This is a genomic window from Bacillus massiliigorillae, from assembly GCF_000380245.2.
Taxonomy (GTDB): domain Bacteria; phylum Bacillota; class Bacilli; order Bacillales; family DSM-1321; genus Bacillus_AD; species Bacillus_AD massiliigorillae.
The window spans coordinates 2,729,556-2,745,221 of record NZ_HG428741.1; the positions used below are offsets into that span (position 1 = coordinate 2,729,556).

General features: G+C 35.0%; 15 protein-coding genes. 5 read left to right on the forward strand and 10 right to left on the reverse strand.

Annotation, left to right across the window (positions count from 1 at the left end; genetic code table 11):
- Nucleotides 1–4: 4 nt before the first annotated feature.
- The 4 genes from TX86_RS12635 to TX86_RS12650 all read right to left on the reverse strand — a co-directional run bounded on the left by TX86_RS12635 (nucleotide 5) and on the right by TX86_RS12650 (nucleotide 7,183).
- Nucleotides 5–3,181, reverse strand: coding sequence for an efflux RND transporter permease subunit (locus TX86_RS12635; protein WP_081707649.1), 3,177 nt, complete (start codon nucleotides 3,179–3,181; stop codon nucleotides 5–7).
- A 139-nt stretch (nucleotides 3,182–3,320) separates the two neighbouring features.
- Nucleotides 3,321–3,653, reverse strand: coding sequence for a phage holin family protein (locus TX86_RS12640; RefSeq protein ID WP_042349154.1), 333 nt, complete (start codon nucleotides 3,651–3,653; stop codon nucleotides 3,321–3,323).
- Between the two features lie 41 nt (nucleotides 3,654–3,694).
- Entirely contained in the window at nucleotides 3,695–5,098 is a 1,404-nt protein-coding gene (gene nhaC, locus TX86_RS12645; protein WP_042349155.1) for a Na+/H+ antiporter NhaC, read from the reverse strand.
- Between the two features lie 501 nt (nucleotides 5,099–5,599).
- The gene (locus tag TX86_RS12650) at nucleotides 5,600–7,183 is read right to left on the reverse strand and encodes a peptide chain release factor 3 (RefSeq protein WP_042349157.1); all 1,584 of its coding nucleotides are present in this window, start codon (nucleotides 7,181–7,183) and stop codon (nucleotides 5,600–5,602) included.
- Between the two features lie 286 nt (nucleotides 7,184–7,469).
- Between TX86_RS12650 and TX86_RS12655 the strand changes: the two genes are divergently transcribed.
- Complete coding sequence (locus TX86_RS12655) at nucleotides 7,470–8,690, forward strand: NupC/NupG family nucleoside CNT transporter (RefSeq protein WP_042349159.1); 1,221 nt, start codon at nucleotides 7,470–7,472, stop codon at nucleotides 8,688–8,690.
- A gap of 265 nt (nucleotides 8,691–8,955) precedes the next feature.
- Here the strand turns inward: TX86_RS12655 and TX86_RS12660 are convergent, their stop codons facing one another.
- Nucleotides 8,956–9,417, reverse strand: a complete 462-nt coding sequence (locus TX86_RS12660; protein ID WP_042349160.1) for a hypothetical protein — start codon at nucleotides 9,415–9,417, stop codon at nucleotides 8,956–8,958.
- 216 nt (nucleotides 9,418–9,633) lie between these two features.
- Here TX86_RS12660 and TX86_RS12665 point away from each other — a divergent pair, with 216 nt between their 5' ends.
- Complete coding sequence (locus tag TX86_RS12665) at nucleotides 9,634–10,098, forward strand: GNAT family N-acetyltransferase (protein ID WP_042349161.1); 465 nt, start codon at nucleotides 9,634–9,636, stop codon at nucleotides 10,096–10,098.
- Nucleotides 10,099–10,360: 262 nt separating this feature from the next.
- Nucleotides 10,361–10,564, forward strand: coding sequence for a cold-shock protein (locus TX86_RS12670; protein ID WP_042349162.1), 204 nt, complete (start codon nucleotides 10,361–10,363; stop codon nucleotides 10,562–10,564).
- Nucleotides 10,565–10,697: 133 nt separating this feature from the next.
- Here TX86_RS12670 and TX86_RS12675 read toward each other — a convergent pair whose 3' ends face one another.
- From TX86_RS12675 to TX86_RS12685, 3 genes are all read right to left on the reverse strand, one after another.
- Entirely contained in the window at nucleotides 10,698–10,853 is a 156-nt protein-coding gene (locus tag TX86_RS12675) for a YvrJ family protein (RefSeq protein ID WP_042349163.1), read from the reverse strand.
- Nucleotides 10,854–10,924: 71 nt separating this feature from the next.
- Complete coding sequence (locus TX86_RS12680) at nucleotides 10,925–11,140, reverse strand: DUF2922 domain-containing protein (protein WP_042349164.1); 216 nt, start codon at nucleotides 11,138–11,140, stop codon at nucleotides 10,925–10,927.
- 34 nt (nucleotides 11,141–11,174) lie between these two features.
- Nucleotides 11,175–11,393, reverse strand: a complete 219-nt coding sequence (locus tag TX86_RS12685) for a DUF1659 domain-containing protein (protein ID WP_042349165.1) — start codon at nucleotides 11,391–11,393, stop codon at nucleotides 11,175–11,177.
- Between the two features lie 85 nt (nucleotides 11,394–11,478).
- Between TX86_RS12685 and TX86_RS12690 the strand changes: the two genes are divergently transcribed.
- Nucleotides 11,479–12,321 (forward strand): glycerophosphodiester phosphodiesterase, encoded by an 843-nt coding sequence (locus tag TX86_RS12690; protein ID WP_052343653.1) that lies wholly within the window; start codon nucleotides 11,479–11,481, stop codon nucleotides 12,319–12,321.
- 25 nt (nucleotides 12,322–12,346) lie between these two features.
- On the opposite strand, the gene TX86_RS12695 is transcribed toward TX86_RS12690, so the two are convergent.
- Nucleotides 12,347–13,600, reverse strand: coding sequence for a polysaccharide deacetylase family protein (locus tag TX86_RS12695; protein WP_042349166.1), 1,254 nt, complete (start codon nucleotides 13,598–13,600; stop codon nucleotides 12,347–12,349).
- A gap of 201 nt (nucleotides 13,601–13,801) precedes the next feature.
- Here TX86_RS12695 and TX86_RS12700 point away from each other — a divergent pair, with 201 nt between their 5' ends.
- Nucleotides 13,802–14,239 (forward strand): DUF2383 domain-containing protein, encoded by a 438-nt coding sequence (locus tag TX86_RS12700; RefSeq protein WP_042349167.1) that lies wholly within the window; start codon nucleotides 13,802–13,804, stop codon nucleotides 14,237–14,239.
- Nucleotides 14,240–14,251: 12 nt separating this feature from the next.
- Here TX86_RS12700 and TX86_RS12705 read toward each other — a convergent pair whose 3' ends face one another.
- Entirely contained in the window at nucleotides 14,252–15,649 is a 1,398-nt protein-coding gene (locus TX86_RS12705; RefSeq protein WP_052343654.1) for an ABC transporter ATP-binding protein, read from the reverse strand.
- Between the last annotated feature and the right edge of the window lie 17 nt (nucleotides 15,650–15,666).

A 15,666-nucleotide genomic window follows, 5' to 3' on the forward strand; every position in this document is an offset into this window, starting at 1 on the left:
TAGCTTAATTATTATCATGATGAACGCTTTTAACCAGCTCTCGTAATTCACGAAGCTTTTCTTTTTCTATTTCAACGTCAACATTATCTCGTTCATCATTTATTTTTAACTGTCTATTGAATCTCGCTTTTTTTCTTGTTTGTTTATCAAAGAAGCTATATATTATCGGAATAACAAATAACGTTAAGAATGTACTACTAATCAAGCCTCCTATAACCGTTATCCCCATCGGTTGATTCAATTCCGTACCTTCACCAATGCCTAAAGCAATTGGTACAAGACCAAGAATTGTCGTTAAAGAAGTCATTAATATTGGTCTAGCTCTATCAAGCACAGAAGACACAATCGCTTCATATGAAGACAATCCCTGCTGCTTTCGCTGATTAATGTAATCAACTATAACAATCGCATTGTTGACAACAATTCCTGCTAACACAATGATACCAATAATAGCCGTTATGCCAATTGGAGTTCTTGTTGTTGTTAATGCGATGGCTACCCCTATAATAAATAACGGTACACTAAACATGATAACAAATGGATATTTCAACGACTCAAACTGTGCTGCCATTACCAAATAGATAAAGATTATCGCCAAAATAAACGCTAAGCCCATTTGATTCGTAGCAGTATCTAATAATTCTTTATCACCGCTATAGACAAGTTCTGTTTGCTTAGCTAAGTTAACATCTTTAACGGCTTTTTCTACTTGTTCTGTAACATCTCCAAGCGTTGCATTTGATTTATATTTAACAGTGAATTGAACAGCATCTTGATTATTAATACGTTGAATTTTTACCGGGCTTTCACCTAAATAGAAATTCGCTACATCTTTTAATGCTATGAAAGTTCCATCTGTTTTTTTGATAGCTAAATTTCTTAGGCTTTCAATATTTTCAACAACATTTTGGTCATATTGAACAAGTACCGATTGTACATCACCTTTTGAATTTACAATTTGTGTTGCAAAAGCTCCCCTTGTTACATCATTTGTTATAGAAGCGATTTGTGCTGGAACAAATCCATGCTGTAATGCTTTTTCTCGATTAATAACAACCTGAACCTCTTCTACTTTATCACTCAAGTTCGTTTCTACTTCTGAAACATCTTTTAATGTTTTTAATTGTTTTTGAAGATTACGCACGCCTTCATCTAAACGATTCTTGTCTGTATCACGCAAGCTAAATGTTAATGTATTTGGTGCAGAGCCATGTGTAGACTGCTGTACAAATGATACTTCTGCAGTTGGATTTGTTTTCTTAGCAACTTGCTCCATATCCTTCTTCATATCATCTACTATACGAAATACAGATTGATCTCGTTTGTCTAAGTCAACTAATTTCACATATATTTCAGCTCGATTGCTATCCGCATTTCCTCGGAATGAACCTTCTTGTGTTGAACCAATATAGCTGACATATACATCTACATCTTCTACCTTCTTTAACTCTTTCTCTAAACTTGCTACAACTTTTTCTGTTTCAGAAATTGCTGTACCATTCTCTAATTCAACACGCATAGAGAAATACTCTTCATCAGTATTCGGTAAAAACTGTGTGCCTACAGTAGTAAGACCCAAGCCACCTGCAACTAGTAAAACAAACGTGATGAGCAAGACGATAAAACGATGTTGCAATGACCACTCCACACTCCCCTTTAGCAGCATCATTGACCGTGATGCTTTTCGCTTCTTCTCGATATTTGTAGGTGGCGCCTTTAACCATCTACTCGCCATCATCGGTACTATCGATAAAGCTACGTATAAAGAAGCAAATAAACTAAAGGATATCGTTAGAGCAAACTCTAAAAATAAATCGCCAATAATTCCCGAAATAAATGCTACTGGTAAGAACACAACAACTGTTGTAAGAGTAGAAGCTGTAATCGCTCCCCCTACCTCTTTCGCACCTTCTTGAGCAGCAACTTTAGGATCTTTGCCCATCGATAAATGACGGTATATGTTCTCAATCACAACGATGGAGTTATCAACTAACATCCCAATTCCGAGTGCTAATCCACCTAACGTCATAATATTTAATGTAAAGTTTGAGAAATACATCAATACAAATGTGACGATAACAGAGTAAGGGATAGCTATCCCGATAATAATTGGGCTTTTCAAACTACGCAGAAACATAATTAAAATAAGCATCGCTAAAACGCCACCAATGACAAGCGATGATGAAATGTTTCCAATAGCTAAAGATATGTAATCACCTTGATCAAATAAAATATCACTTTTAATATCTTTATATTGATCCTGTTTTAAAATCGTATGTAGTTCTTTTTGAAACTCTTCTGATACTGAAGCTGTATTTGCATCTGATTGCTGCATGACGCTAAGCAGAACAGATGGAACATTATTTGTCCTAGTGATAGTTTGATCATTTTGGCTGACTATTGCCACTTTACTAACATCATCGACTGTAATCTTAGAACCATTAATCGGATTTATTGCAAGCGTTAGCTTTTTTATATCATCGACAGATTGTAGGCTACTCATAATTCTAGTCGTTAAGTATTTACCTTTAGTTAAGACCTTTTCACCAGGCATACTGACATTATTAGCCGAAATAACACGTACAACATCACTTTGAGCGAGCTTATATGTTTTTAATTTATCTTCATCTAATTCAATAGAAACCTGTTTCACTAGCGTACCAGATAAATTGACATTAGCTACTCCATTAACTTTCAATAACTGAAGCTTTAATTCATCTGCCAACTCTCGAAGTGCTTCTGGATTTGTATCTGAACTTAAAGTAAGCTGAATAATCGGAAACTGAGATGGATCAAACTTCATGAATCTAGGTTTCTCTACTCCATCTGGTAGTCTAACGCTTTCCAGACGTTGCAGAACATCATTCTCTACTTCATCTAGTTTCGTTGTCCAAGAAAACTCTAATAATGTTAAATTCGCACCTTCCTGAGAAGTAGATGTTATATTCTTCAAGCCAGGTAAAGTCGAAAGATTCGCTTCTAATGGCCGTGAGACTTTTTCCGAAACTTCAGTTGGACTTGCTCCTTCATATGTAGTTACAACAACCGCAACCGGAGGATTAATATCAGGAATTAGCTTTAAAGGTATATTTAAAAGTGACACTGTCCCCAATACTAAAACAAAAATCATTGTAACTAGTGTGAAAATCGGTCTTCTAATGGAAAACGCACTAAGTTTCATACACTAATCCTCTTTCTCAATCATTTTTTTCAGAAAATACTCCATAAATCAACTATAACTGACACAATTGTTGAATACAACAAAGGTCAGCAAACAATTATATGTCTGCTGACCTTTTTATTATGTTTCCTATAAGATTTCAATCGTCTTTTCCTCGAAGCGCACTTTGCACTAAGCTAAGAAGAATACTTCCGAGTAAAGCACCCCAAAACGATGAAACAGTGAAACCGCTAATAAATTGAGAAGCAAGGAAGAATATAGCGGCATTAATAATAAATGAGAATAACCCAAACGTTAATAACGTAATTGGCAATGATAATAAATGCAAAATTGGCTTCACAAATATATTCAGTATACCAATAATGAAGATGGCGATTAAAGCTGTTCCATAATTATCAATGTATATTCCCTCAAGCACATAATCAATCCCAAGTAATGCAAGCCCGCTTATTAAGAATCGAATAATAAACATACCATTCCTCCATTTCCTGTATTGAGATGTATTGGTTGTACCTATTGTATTGTATTACTTACTTCTGTATGCTTATGCTTCGCTAATCCGATTTGCGTTAATCCACTGAAAATCGTTAGCAGTGGACATAATAAACAGAAGAAGGCAAATGGTGCATACTCCATTGTTGGTACACCTAATACCCCCGCAATAAATACCCCTGAAACTCCCCACGGTACTAACGGATTAATAACTGTTCCAGTATCCTCTAAAGCTCTAGATAAAGTCTTTTTATTATAACCTAGCTTTTCATATTGATTTTCATACGTTTTACCAGTTAATAGAATCGACAAGTATTGCTCTCCAACAAAGAAATTAATCCCAATTGCTGTACAAGCCGTTGCCATAATTAAACGAAATGCATTCGTTAATACTTTCTCAATCGAACGTAATAAAGAAGGAATAATTCCTAGTAAAAATAGCAATCCACCCATACCTAATGCCAATAAGACTAATGAAACGGAAAACATCATGCTCTCGATTCCGCCTCTTGATAAAACCGAATTTAACTGCTCTACATTACTGTCCATAACAAAACCTGAGAATAAAATATTCGCCATTTTTGAGAATGTTAGTGAACTATCAGAAATGAAAGCAATTACGACACTACTTACAATTCCTGCTGAAAGAGTAGGAATTGCCGAAACTCTGAACATCGCTAGTATACATACAATAACAAACGGAATTAATGCTACTAAACTAATATAGCTATGTTCTTGTAACGCAGCTAAAAAAGTCGTGATTTCTTCTGTACTTCCACCCTTACCTGGTGAAATTACAAAGAAAATAATCGCTGTAATAATAAATCCTGGCACTGTTGTCCACATCATATTCTTAATATGCTCAAAGATTGGAACACCAACAGTTTCTGATGCTAAATTAGTCGTATCAGACAGTGGAGACATTTTATCACCTAGAAATGCTCCTGAAACAATTGCTCCTGCTGTAATAGCAAGTGATGCATCCATCGCAGAAGCCATTCCAAGAAATGCTACACCAATTGTCGCTGAAGTCGTAAAGGCACTACCAATACAAATACCAACAATTGAACAAACAACAAATACCGAAAAATATAATGGCATATCTGAAAATAATTCAAAACCATAGAACATTAATGTAGGAATTGTTCCACTCGCCATCCAACTACTAATTAACATTCCGATAAAGAAAAAGATGTATACCGCCCCAAGCCCTGATGAAGCACCTGTAATAATTCCTCTTTCAATATCTGAAATAGCTACTTTCTTTATCATACCGTAAACCATTAAAAGAACCATTGCAAAAATCATTGGTAAATGGGGTTGAACGCCTAAAACAATAATACCGTAGCTTAACACGGCTAGAATAATAACCATAACAGTTGCTGCTTCCCATACAGGCAGCTTTAATTTTGCCGATTGTAACATAAAATAAATCTCCTCCCTAACTTAGAACTGCTTAACCATGTTGTATATAGGAGAAAAAGCATTTATAAAACACAAAAAAGCCCTTCTCCACATAGGGACGAAGATGCTTCGCGGTACCACCCTACTTGGCAAGACGATGCTTACCCACTCATTGCTCATCTGTCATTTCAAGGCAGTTGTAATTCGTTCTTGTTTTCAGCTCGGATTCTCACCATCCATCCGATCTCTTCTTGCTGCTTCAAACAAAACTACTGAATCTGCTAACAGATATTCTTTTTTACTTAAACGCTTTTTAGCACTAAAGTATATGTATAATTTACGAAAATATTGTGCTTTTGTCAAGAAAAAAATATATTAATAAAATTATTTCAACTTACTAACACTTTAATATACTAACGCAACAAGCAGAAAATACTATATCACAATCTTCAACTCACCATAAAAAAAGAAGCCTTTCAAACAGCCTTAAGCTGTAGAAAAACTTCTTTTAAATTTAGTTAATTAAGCGTCTTTACCATCCATTGGATTATAAAGCTTCACATCAGGGTTCTTATCTTGGAACCAACGAAGTGCAAATTCATTCTCGAAAAGGAACGCATATTGGTCATAGCGATCTTTAACTAAAATACTACGAGAACTGTTAAGCTTCTCATCTACAACGTTGCCTTCCACCCAACGTGCCATCTTGTTTCCAACACGCTCCATGATAACATCCGTGTTATATTCATTCTTCATACGGTTTTCAAATACTTCGAATTGTAGTTGTCCTACAGCTCCTAATAAGTATTCTTCCATCGTTACCGTTTTAAATAATTGAATGGCACCTTCCTGTACTAATTGATTAATACCTTTATGGAAGTGCTTTTGTTTCAATACGTTTTTCGCCGATACTTTCATAAAGATTTCTGGCGTGAACTGTGGTAGCTTCTCAAATTGGAACATCTCACGGCTAGTAGTAATCGTATCACCGATTTGATAATTACCTGTATCATATAAGCCGATAATGTCGCCACCTACCGCTGAATTTACTGTTGCACGCTCATCCGCCATAAATTGTGTCGATGAAGACAAGTTAATACTTTTACCCGTACGACTTAAATTAACATTCATACCTCTTTCGAATTTACCTGAACAAATACGTAAGAAGGCAATACGATCTCTATGCTTTGGATTCATATTGGCTTGGATTTTGAAAATAAATCCTGAGAAATCTTCGCTACTTGGATCAATTTCTCCTGCAGAAGACATTCTTGGTTGTGGTGATGGTGCAAAATCTAAGAATGCATCCAAGAAAGTTTGCACACCAAAAGTTGTTAATGCACTACCAAAGAATACAGGTGTCAATTCACCTTGAGAGATTCGATCAACACTATATTCGTTACCCGCTTCATTTAATAATAGAATCTCGTCTAAAGTTTGTTCATATAGAGGTGAATCCTTCAACGGGTGATTATTTTCTATTTCACCGTCTTCATTTAATGGTAAATATCGATCATCACTTTCCGTTTTGAAAAGCTCAATACGATTATTGTAACGATCATAAATACCTTCAAAGTCTTTACCCATACCAATCGGCCAATTCATTGGGTAAGATTCAATTCCTAGTACTTCTTCCAATTCAGCTAGAAGCTCTAAAGGCTCTTTACCTTGTCGGTCCATCTTATTAATAAATGTAAAGATTGGAATACCCCTCATACGACAAACTTTGAATAGCTTCATTGTTTGATCCTCGATACCTTTAGCCGCATCGACAACCATGACTGCACTATCAACTGCAGTTAATGTACGATACGTATCTTCACTAAAGTCTTGGTGACCAGGTGTATCAACAATGTTTACTTTACAGTCTTTATATTCAAATTGCATAACAGAAGAAGTAACCGAGATTCCTCTTTGCTTCTCGATTTCCATCCAGTCAGATGTTGCATATTTACCTGTTTTACGTGCTTTAACTGTTCCAGCATCACGAATAGCGCCACCGAACAATAATAGTTTTTCTGTAATAGTCGTTTTACCAGCATCCGGGTGGGAAATGATGGCGAACGTTTTTCTTGATTGGACTTCCTTTTGAAGTGATGAGTTCATTTTCTACATCCTTATCTATAAAAAAATCTAGCCGTTTCATAGCTTTAACTAATCGAATATAACATAGTTTCAATATCGTTGGCTATCTTTTTAGGATATGAAATTTCCATACAGAAAACAATTTCTTCTCGAAATTTTCATTTATTTTCTAGTATACCTCTTACTCTAACAATAATTTAATTTCTTCCCCATGAGCATATGAGAATAATTTCAACACTTTCGTTCAAACTACTTGTAGTCAATCTTCCCTTTCTTTAACAAAAAGAAAATATATTGAGGTGTTATCATGAACTATTTATGGGGACTAATTGGATTACTCGCTGTTCTTGGCATTGCTTTTCTTATGTCAAATAACAAAAAAAGAATTAATTTTCGGACAGTATTAGTTGGATTAGCTATTCAAATATCATTTGCTTTTATCGTACTTAAATGGCCATTAGGGCGCGCAGCCCTTCAAAAGCTTACAGATGTTGTTAATGCTATTATTACTTATGCAAACGAAGGAATATCATTCTTATTTGGAGGAATATACACTCCTGAATCAAATATTTCCTTTGTCTTTGCATTCAATGTGTTGACAGTTGTAATTTTCTTCTCCAGTTTGATTTCAGTGTTATATTACTTAGGTATTATGCAATTTATTATTAAATACATTGGTGGCGGTCTAGCAAAACTATTGGGGACGAGAAAAGCCGAAACTTTCTCAGCAACAGCCAACATTTTCGTTGGACAAACAGAAGCACCATTAGTTGTTAAACCATATTTACCAGGAATGACTATGTCGGAGCTATTTGCCGTTATGGTTTGTGGACTAGCTTCCGTTGCTGGTAGCGTTCTAATAGGATATTCACTTCTTGGTGTACCTCTTGAATACCTATTAGCGGCAAGTTTAATGTCTGCACCAGCGGGATTAGTATTAGCAAAAATTATCTATCCTGAAACGGAGGAAAGTAATGAAAACGAAGATTTTCAAATGCATAAAGATGATGAATCAGCTAACGTAATAGATGCTGCAGCTAACGGTGCTTCGGTTGGATTACAACTAGCTTTAAATATTGGCGCTATGCTTCTTGCTTTCATTGCTTTAATTGCTTTACTTAACGGAATATTAAGTTTAATTGGAGGCATATTCGGTTTTGATCAACTTTCTTTAGAACTAATTTTAGGATATATATTCGCTCCGCTTTCCTTTATCATTGGTGTTCCTTGGAATGAAGCACTTGTTGCGGGGAACTTTATTGGACAGAAATTAATTTTAAATGAATTTGTAGCCTATTCTGCCTTTGCGCCAGAAATTCCAAATTTATCTCCAAAAACCGTGGCGGTTATTAGCTTCGCATTATGTGGATTTGCCAATGTTTCGTCATTGGGAATTCTTTTAGGTGGATTGGGAAAATTAGCACCTAGCAGAAGAACAGATATTGCAAAAATGGGAGTCAAATCCGTCATTGCAGGTGCTCTCGCTTCATGCTTAAGTGCGGCAATTGCAGGCATGCTGATTGGATAAGAAAATCGTAAGCACCCTTCTTAGCTCCGTATGTGCTGGAGCTAGACAATAAGAAAAAACGTCACCTATCCATTTTGATTTAGAATTTACTACTTGTTTTTACTTCTAATCAAATAGGAGCCATGTGGCAGTAGGCTTAGAGGCCAAACAAAATTTTATATATTCTTCTCCTTTTAAAAAAGAGGCGTCCCAAAGTGCTTTTCAATCACTTTCAGGACGCCTCTTTACGCTTTTAATATGCTTCGTATATGTTTTATTTGGCCATTTATTTCTTCCAAGCCGCATTAACTCGGTCTGTAATATTTTGTATCTCTTGGTCAAGACTTAGTATTTCCGCCTTCATTTCTGGAGGATAATCCTCCACACATTCTTGTATTTCTTTTGGTAAATTGTCCATATCTAAATCAGTTGCAAAAGATCTTCCTTGCTTTATAAGATAACGCTCCGCTTTCGTACGAGCCTTATCTGCAGTGCTGATATTTCCTGCTTCAATATCATTTAGTTTATTTCTGACATACATTTGAATCGTTCTAATAAGGCTTTCTTGGGGTATACTCCAACCTTTTGAATGAATATAGATATCTTCATTATTTTTAAAAATTTCACAATAACCATGTGTAATCGGTAATTCTTCTTTAAATATCACAATAGCACTACATAAAAAATTTGCTGGTGTCGGTGATTTCTCAAAATTAGGTCGCTTACATAAAATGATTGTTGATATCATATTTAGTCTCCTATTTTTAGCTACTCATTTTTCATGAATTTGGAATATAAAAATTATATCAATATAAAATATAGCTAGCAAATAGAATTAAGAATATTAACTTTTATAAGCAAAATAACTCATAGTAGATTTGATTTCCATCGAAATTTAATTACTTTTGCCTATATAATCAGGTACAATAAAAGTCGAAATATATACTGAACAGGAGCAAACAGAATGATTACTTTTGAGCCAATTACAGAAGAAACATTATATATTGCTAAAGAAATACTAAATTCGAATCATGATTACAATATATTAGAAAATGGCAGCCCTAATCGCTCAGATGAACAAGTGAAAGAGGAGCTTCAAAATGATAGAAGTACAAGCGTTTTCATAAAGGCTGATGATACATATATTGGTGTGATTGATTACTTGCTAATAAATCCCAAAGATCAAACAACTTGGATTGGTTTATTTATGATTCATAATGACTATCACGGTTTTGGCTACGGATTAATGGCATATACTGCCTTTGAAGAGGTTATTAAGACCGATAGTACCCCTAAGCTACGTCTAGCGATTTTAGAAAAAAATATAATAGCGAAAAACTTCTGGGAACGAGTAGGATATTCTTTCTATGACAAAGGTAAAGTAAAGGAAAATATTGTCGATTGTTACGAGAAAATTCTATCGGTATAAAATCGGTTTCATATCCTTCACTAATGGGATTGGTGAAGGATTAGCTATCTTTTTAAGTTTCTGATATTTTTCACTATTGAACTTGTTATTTAAGATATATTCATGTATAATATATCTTATCAGTAGGATTAAAAATTTGCGTATTATCAAGCGCCAAAAGGGAAACGTTTGTTGTTTGATAATGTGTGAATTTTATTATCTCAACTGGGAAGTAATAAAGTAGCATGTTAATTTTTGTTTAACTTTTAGGAGGATTTATCGTATGACAGTAACAGGTAAAGTAAAATGGTTTAATGGCGAAAAAGGTTTTGGCTTCATCGAAGTACCAGGCGGAAACGATGTATTCGTTCACTTTTCTGCAATCCAAGGCGAAGGCTACAAAACTCTTGATGAAGGTCAAGAAGTAGAGTTCGAAATCGAAGATGGCAGCCGTGGACCACAAGCTAAGAACGTAGTAAAACTTTAATTTAAACTTTCACTTACGTTTATTTAGACGCTACTCTATAGTAGCGTCTTTTGTCATGCCAAAAAAGCTGACTCATGTCTATGATTACACATTTAGTGTAACCAAAAAAGAGTCAGCTATCATTTTATTCACCTTAAATTTGAAATGTACTTTCCTCTTTCATTCGTTGAGGGAGGCTTTGGATTGTTTCAATTAGCACATTTAATTTTGTTTCAATTCGGTACAATAAATAAAGTGTTACAACAATTGGAAAGCCAACATCACTAATGAAAGGAATCATATTTTCCACTTTCACTTCCTCCTTTCAATATTAATCAGTGGTAATAAACAACATTTATCACCACTGATTATGCTACTTACTTAAATGCTATACTCTTGGATAGTTCGATCCACAACACGTACTGCTTTCTTAGCAACAAATTTACTGGCAGAAGACGAAAAAATGGCTTGTGCAATTAATGTATCCATCACTGCTTTCACAGTATCAATATCAACTGGCTCCTTCGGCTGATCGATAGATATAGTCGTAGACTTGCTATTATCCATTGTGAAAACCATCTCTAATGTTTTACTCATCTTACTTCCTCCTTTCCTCTCTTTCTATCTCTTTTTATTCTTCTATACTTTGTAACTCTTGTTGTTCAATAGCATAGGTAGGATGAATCTGAAGACTAGCAATTGCTTTTGCAGATACAAGAAGTTGTTCTGCCGTAGCAGTTGGATCGATGTTGGAAAACGTTTTTCTCGCAAGAATTGGTTTTCCTTCTCCATCAATCCCTGTTTGAAAAGTTAAGCGTAATTGTTTTGAAACCAATGTTTCAATCGCCATGCTTTTCACCTCCCTTCACATTTGTTATATATAAAAGTAAGGAAAAAGTAGCGGGTATTAATAAATATGTATCGGAGGAAAAAGCATGCTCATCATCTTATGTATTTTAGTTATAGTCTCCATTCTTATATGTTGTTTCTACATGCTTCAAAAAGGCAAACGTAGCAATACAACTATTGATCAAAAAAAACCGTTGATTATTGCCCATAGAGGTGCAGCGGGAAGCTATCCTGAGAATACCCATAGCGCCTTTCAAGCTGCGCTGGATTTACAAGCCGATATGCTTGAATTTGATATACAACTAACGAAAGATAATCAATTCGCTGTCATACACGATGAGACTGTAGACCGCACTACAAATGGGAAAGGTCTAGTAAGAGAGTTTACAATAGAGGAATTAAAACAATTAGATGCAGGTTCATGGAAGCATCCTTCTTTTGCAGGTGAGAGAATACCAGCATTCACGGAAATGTTCGAGCAATATAATAGTAAAGTGCAGATGCTTATAGAAGTAAAGCATATTTTTGATATTGACAAAGTAGCTATGCTATTAGTAGATTTTTTACGAAAAAAACCTCATGAACACATTATTATTCAAAGCTTTAATAGTGAGTTCATCAAAGTATTTCATCAATTGCTGCCAAATATACCAGTCGGTGTATTAATTAAACAACAAATGAACGGGATTACTAAGAAACAGGTAGAAGATCATGCTTCCTATGCTTCATACATCAATCCAAGGATTACAAATAGTAGCTCACAACTTCTCAATACTATTCATAATCAAAATGCCCATTGTTTTATTTGGACAATACGCAATGAACAGCAAATGAAGAAAGCATTAGCTATCAATCCAGATGGAATCGTTACTGATTACCCTGAATGGTTTATAAAATTAAATAAGAGCAAAAAACCAGCATCCCTCTAAGCATGCTGGTTTTTTGCTTTCATTCTTACTCCACTATATTCCGTCCCTTGTATGTACCATTAAGTTTATTTATAAAATCAGTCATACTATGACTTGGAGCAATACCTTGGCGATTTAATTCATAACGATCATCACCTAATTTTACATTCCCAGTATTAGTTGTAAATGCCATGCGAATACCTGCTTCACTTATAGCACTCACTGCTTCTTGATCAAATTGCCCCCAAGGATATGCCAAATATTGGATTCTATTTGGATTACCATCAAACGCTCCAATATGCTCCTTACCTCTTAATGTATCATTTAAAATCTCATCATAGTTTTTCTTAATTAAGTATGGTTGAGATGTAATAGGATCTCGTAAATGAAGTCCGAATGTATGCGATTGAAAATCATAAACATCTTTTGATTCTCTCATTTCTTTATATCCTACATATGAAAAAGTCATTTCATCCCACGGTTTTGCTTGCGCTCTCACTCGGTCTCCAATGATAAATTGAGTTGCTTTTTGATTATTTGCTTTCAAAATAGGATATGCATATTTAACAGTTGAGGTATTACCATCATCAAACGTAATGGCTACTACCCTACCTGTTAAATTCTGTTCATTATATAAGTAACGATCCAACTCTTGAAGTGTTATCGTTCTCCATCCATTCGCTTTTAAATATTTCATTTGTTCTTGGAATGTGGAAACTTTAATAACCATTGAGTTCTTACTAAAAGGTGTAAGTTCTGGATTAGGCAACATATGATGGTACATTAGGACAGGTATACCCTTATCTTCTGTTACCGCTTGCGCACTTATATACCCTATTCGATTACCTACATTTACTTGATACCAGTCTTTTACCTTTCCAATAACCGGATAACGTATATTGATATTTATTACTGCTAGCACTTGCTTTGAACCAACTGTTCGATCATATACTGGCGTCTTTGCTTTTGTAACAACTACATCATTTGTCGCAGCCATTACATTTGCCTGCACAAAATTTGTCGTCTTCTTCCCAACTTGTCCATTTCTCTTATCAAAGTAAGCATTATTATTGCCGTATTTTATATAAAAACGATTAGCATCAGAACGACTTAACACAAATTGTTGCTTGGCATTAATAGTGCCTATTTGCAGTTCCTTTCCGTCAACAACATCATAAACGGCAGTTGTTCGAATAGCCTGAACATAATTATTCTGCACAGCTTCTGTTTCTTTGGTTATACCAAATGAAACTAAACCAACGAAAACAACCATCACTAATGTTCTTACAAATTTAGTCATTATTTCCTTTTCCCCTTTTTCTTTGTCTATTATTCGTGTGGCACAAAGCTACGAAAACTTAATAAATTTATTATTCCCGAGCAATTCCAATACATTGTAACAAAATTTGTCATGGAAATCCATGCTAATACCTTCTATCATCTGACAATTTTCAAGTATAGACCATGTTCAATCAGAGAAACTACTATTGAGGTGAACTAAATGAAAAATGATGATATTAAAGAATTAAATGATTTTCTCAAAGGTTTATATATGGGAATTCATGCATATGAGCATTATATTAAACACTGCCAAGATCTCGACAGTAAGAAAGTATTACAAAAGATACAGCAGGAGCATAAATTCAGCGCAATGCGAATTGCTGAACGAATTCAAAACTTAAACGGAACACCCGTAACAGATGAAGGTATCATGGGCTCTATGATTGACTTTATCAGCTCATTTACAAGCCCAAAAACTAATGCAAACATTATTGAGGAAGCGATTAAAGCAGAACAACATTATGCCGTACACATAGCTGGAAAGAATATTAAAGGAGATATTAGCGAAGAGAATAAGAAGCTTATTGATGAAGTACTAGAAAGCAACAATCATCATGTACAGACGCTGCAGCAGTTACAAACAAAAGGTGTCAATTAATCTTGACACCTTTTACTTCATTATTCGATATACTTCGTTTTGTTTTTGATTGTCACTATCATAATAAAGGCTCTTCCAAGCATGTTGAAGCAGTTGGATAATTTCCTTTGTCGCACTTTGGACATCATTCTTTCTTTGAGACTCTGCTTGACCATATGAACTTACAGTTAAGAGCGACAGTGGTTCATGACTATAAGAATGAGCTTCTGCTTTAAGTTGCAATTCTGTTTTTATCGCTGTTAATTGCATAGCAACATTCATTAGCTCCTTATCATCAAAGTAAGTGGCTGTAATGACACCAAGCTGGTAGGAGTGTTTATATGTTGTAAGAATTAATAAAGCAGACCAGGCGTTATTTATTTGTTTTGAATCAACCCATTTTTCACAACAATTCTTTTCAGAATTATAAGCAAAAACGACCGCATCCCCAAAGAAATGCATACTTTGTTTAGTCGGCCCGCTCTCTTTGTTTTTTGCAATATAAAAGCCATCTTCCCATGTGATTCCTTTGCCATTTGTTCCAACAGAAATGGTTCTTAAAGGTTTAGCAAACAGCAACTCCATATGATGTTCTGCTTCCTTCACTGATAGAAAATTTGTTAAAACCTCTTCCTTTGATTCAAATAAAAAAGACGGAGAAACGAAGATTTGGTTCTTCGCTACATCAGGATGTGAATGGAATTGCATATCTACCTCATATACTTCACTGAAGTCCTTCGCATTTTCTTCTAACAACCCATTATACGTACCATATAATTCACCACCGCATAATAGACCAATTCCATCTGCATATAAAGAAGTTAAATTCAAATCATGAAGAATGGCAATAATGGTTAAATTCGTTTGCAACTGAAGCTTTTTTAATAAGTCCAGTAGTTCCATTGTATGCCGCACATCTAAGTGATTCGTCGGTTCATCTAGTAGCAATAAATCCGGCTCTTGAGCCAACGCCTTCGCCAATAAGACACGCTGCTTCTCACCACCACTTAACGCATTATAAGGCCTGTCTTTAAATGACCACACTTGAGTTTGTTTCATTACTTGTTCAACAATCTCATGGTCTTTAGCTGTATTTTCTTTAAAGAAAATGGATTTCTGATACGGATAACGTCCAAGACTCACAATCTCCTGCACTGTAAAATCTAATCCTATTTCATTTTCTTGCGTCATTACCGCTACTTTTTGTGCTAATTCTCTCGGTTTATATTCCCTCACGTCACGACCATCTATTATAATGTCACCACTATGCAACGATAGTGCCCCCATAATCAATCGTATAATGGTTGTTTTCCCACTTCCATTCGGTCCTAATAACGCAAAAAAATGACCTTTCTTAACAGAAAAAGAAAGATTATGAACAATCGCAGTTGAAGCATTATATCCACCTGTAACATTCTTTACAGTAATCATTTCTAAAAGCCTCCACT

What these genes read in the sequence shown, in the direction of transcription:
- TX86_RS12635 (WP_081707649.1), bottom strand. Translation starts at nt 3,181, where the DNA reads ATGAAACTTAGTGCGTTTTCCATTAGAAGACCGATTTTCACACTAGTT.
- TX86_RS12665 (WP_042349161.1), top strand. Translation starts at nt 9,634, where the DNA reads ATGATTACTTTTGAGCCAATTACAGAAGAAACATTATATATTGCTAAA.
- TX86_RS12650 (WP_042349157.1), bottom strand. Translation starts at nt 7,183, where the DNA reads ATGAACTCATCACTTCAAAAGGAAGTCCAATCAAGAAAAACGTTCGCC.
- TX86_RS12660 (WP_042349160.1), bottom strand. Translation starts at nt 9,417, where the DNA reads ATGATATCAACAATCATTTTATGTAAGCGACCTAATTTTGAGAAATCA.
- nhaC (WP_042349155.1), bottom strand. Translation starts at nt 5,098, where the DNA reads ATGTTACAATCGGCAAAATTAAAGCTGCCTGTATGGGAAGCAGCAACT.
- TX86_RS12685 (WP_042349165.1), bottom strand. Translation starts at nt 11,393, where the DNA reads ATGGCGATTGAAACATTGGTTTCAAAACAATTACGCTTAACTTTTCAA.
- TX86_RS12680 (WP_042349164.1), bottom strand. Translation starts at nt 11,140, where the DNA reads ATGAGTAAAACATTAGAGATGGTTTTCACAATGGATAATAGCAAGTCT.
- TX86_RS12695 (WP_042349166.1), bottom strand. Translation starts at nt 13,600, where the DNA reads ATGACTAAATTTGTAAGAACATTAGTGATGGTTGTTTTCGTTGGTTTA.
- TX86_RS12690 (WP_052343653.1), top strand. Translation starts at nt 11,479, where the DNA reads ATGCTCATCATCTTATGTATTTTAGTTATAGTCTCCATTCTTATATGT.
- TX86_RS12640 (WP_042349154.1), bottom strand. Translation starts at nt 3,653, where the DNA reads ATGTTTATTATTCGATTCTTAATAAGCGGGCTTGCATTACTTGGGATT.
- TX86_RS12700 (WP_042349167.1), top strand. Translation starts at nt 13,802, where the DNA reads ATGAAAAATGATGATATTAAAGAATTAAATGATTTTCTCAAAGGTTTA.
- TX86_RS12705 (WP_052343654.1), bottom strand. Translation starts at nt 15,649, where the DNA reads ATGATTACTGTAAAGAATGTTACAGGTGGATATAATGCTTCAACTGCG.
- TX86_RS12655 (WP_042349159.1), top strand. Translation starts at nt 7,470, where the DNA reads ATGAACTATTTATGGGGACTAATTGGATTACTCGCTGTTCTTGGCATT.
- TX86_RS12670 (WP_042349162.1), top strand. Translation starts at nt 10,361, where the DNA reads ATGACAGTAACAGGTAAAGTAAAATGGTTTAATGGCGAAAAAGGTTTT.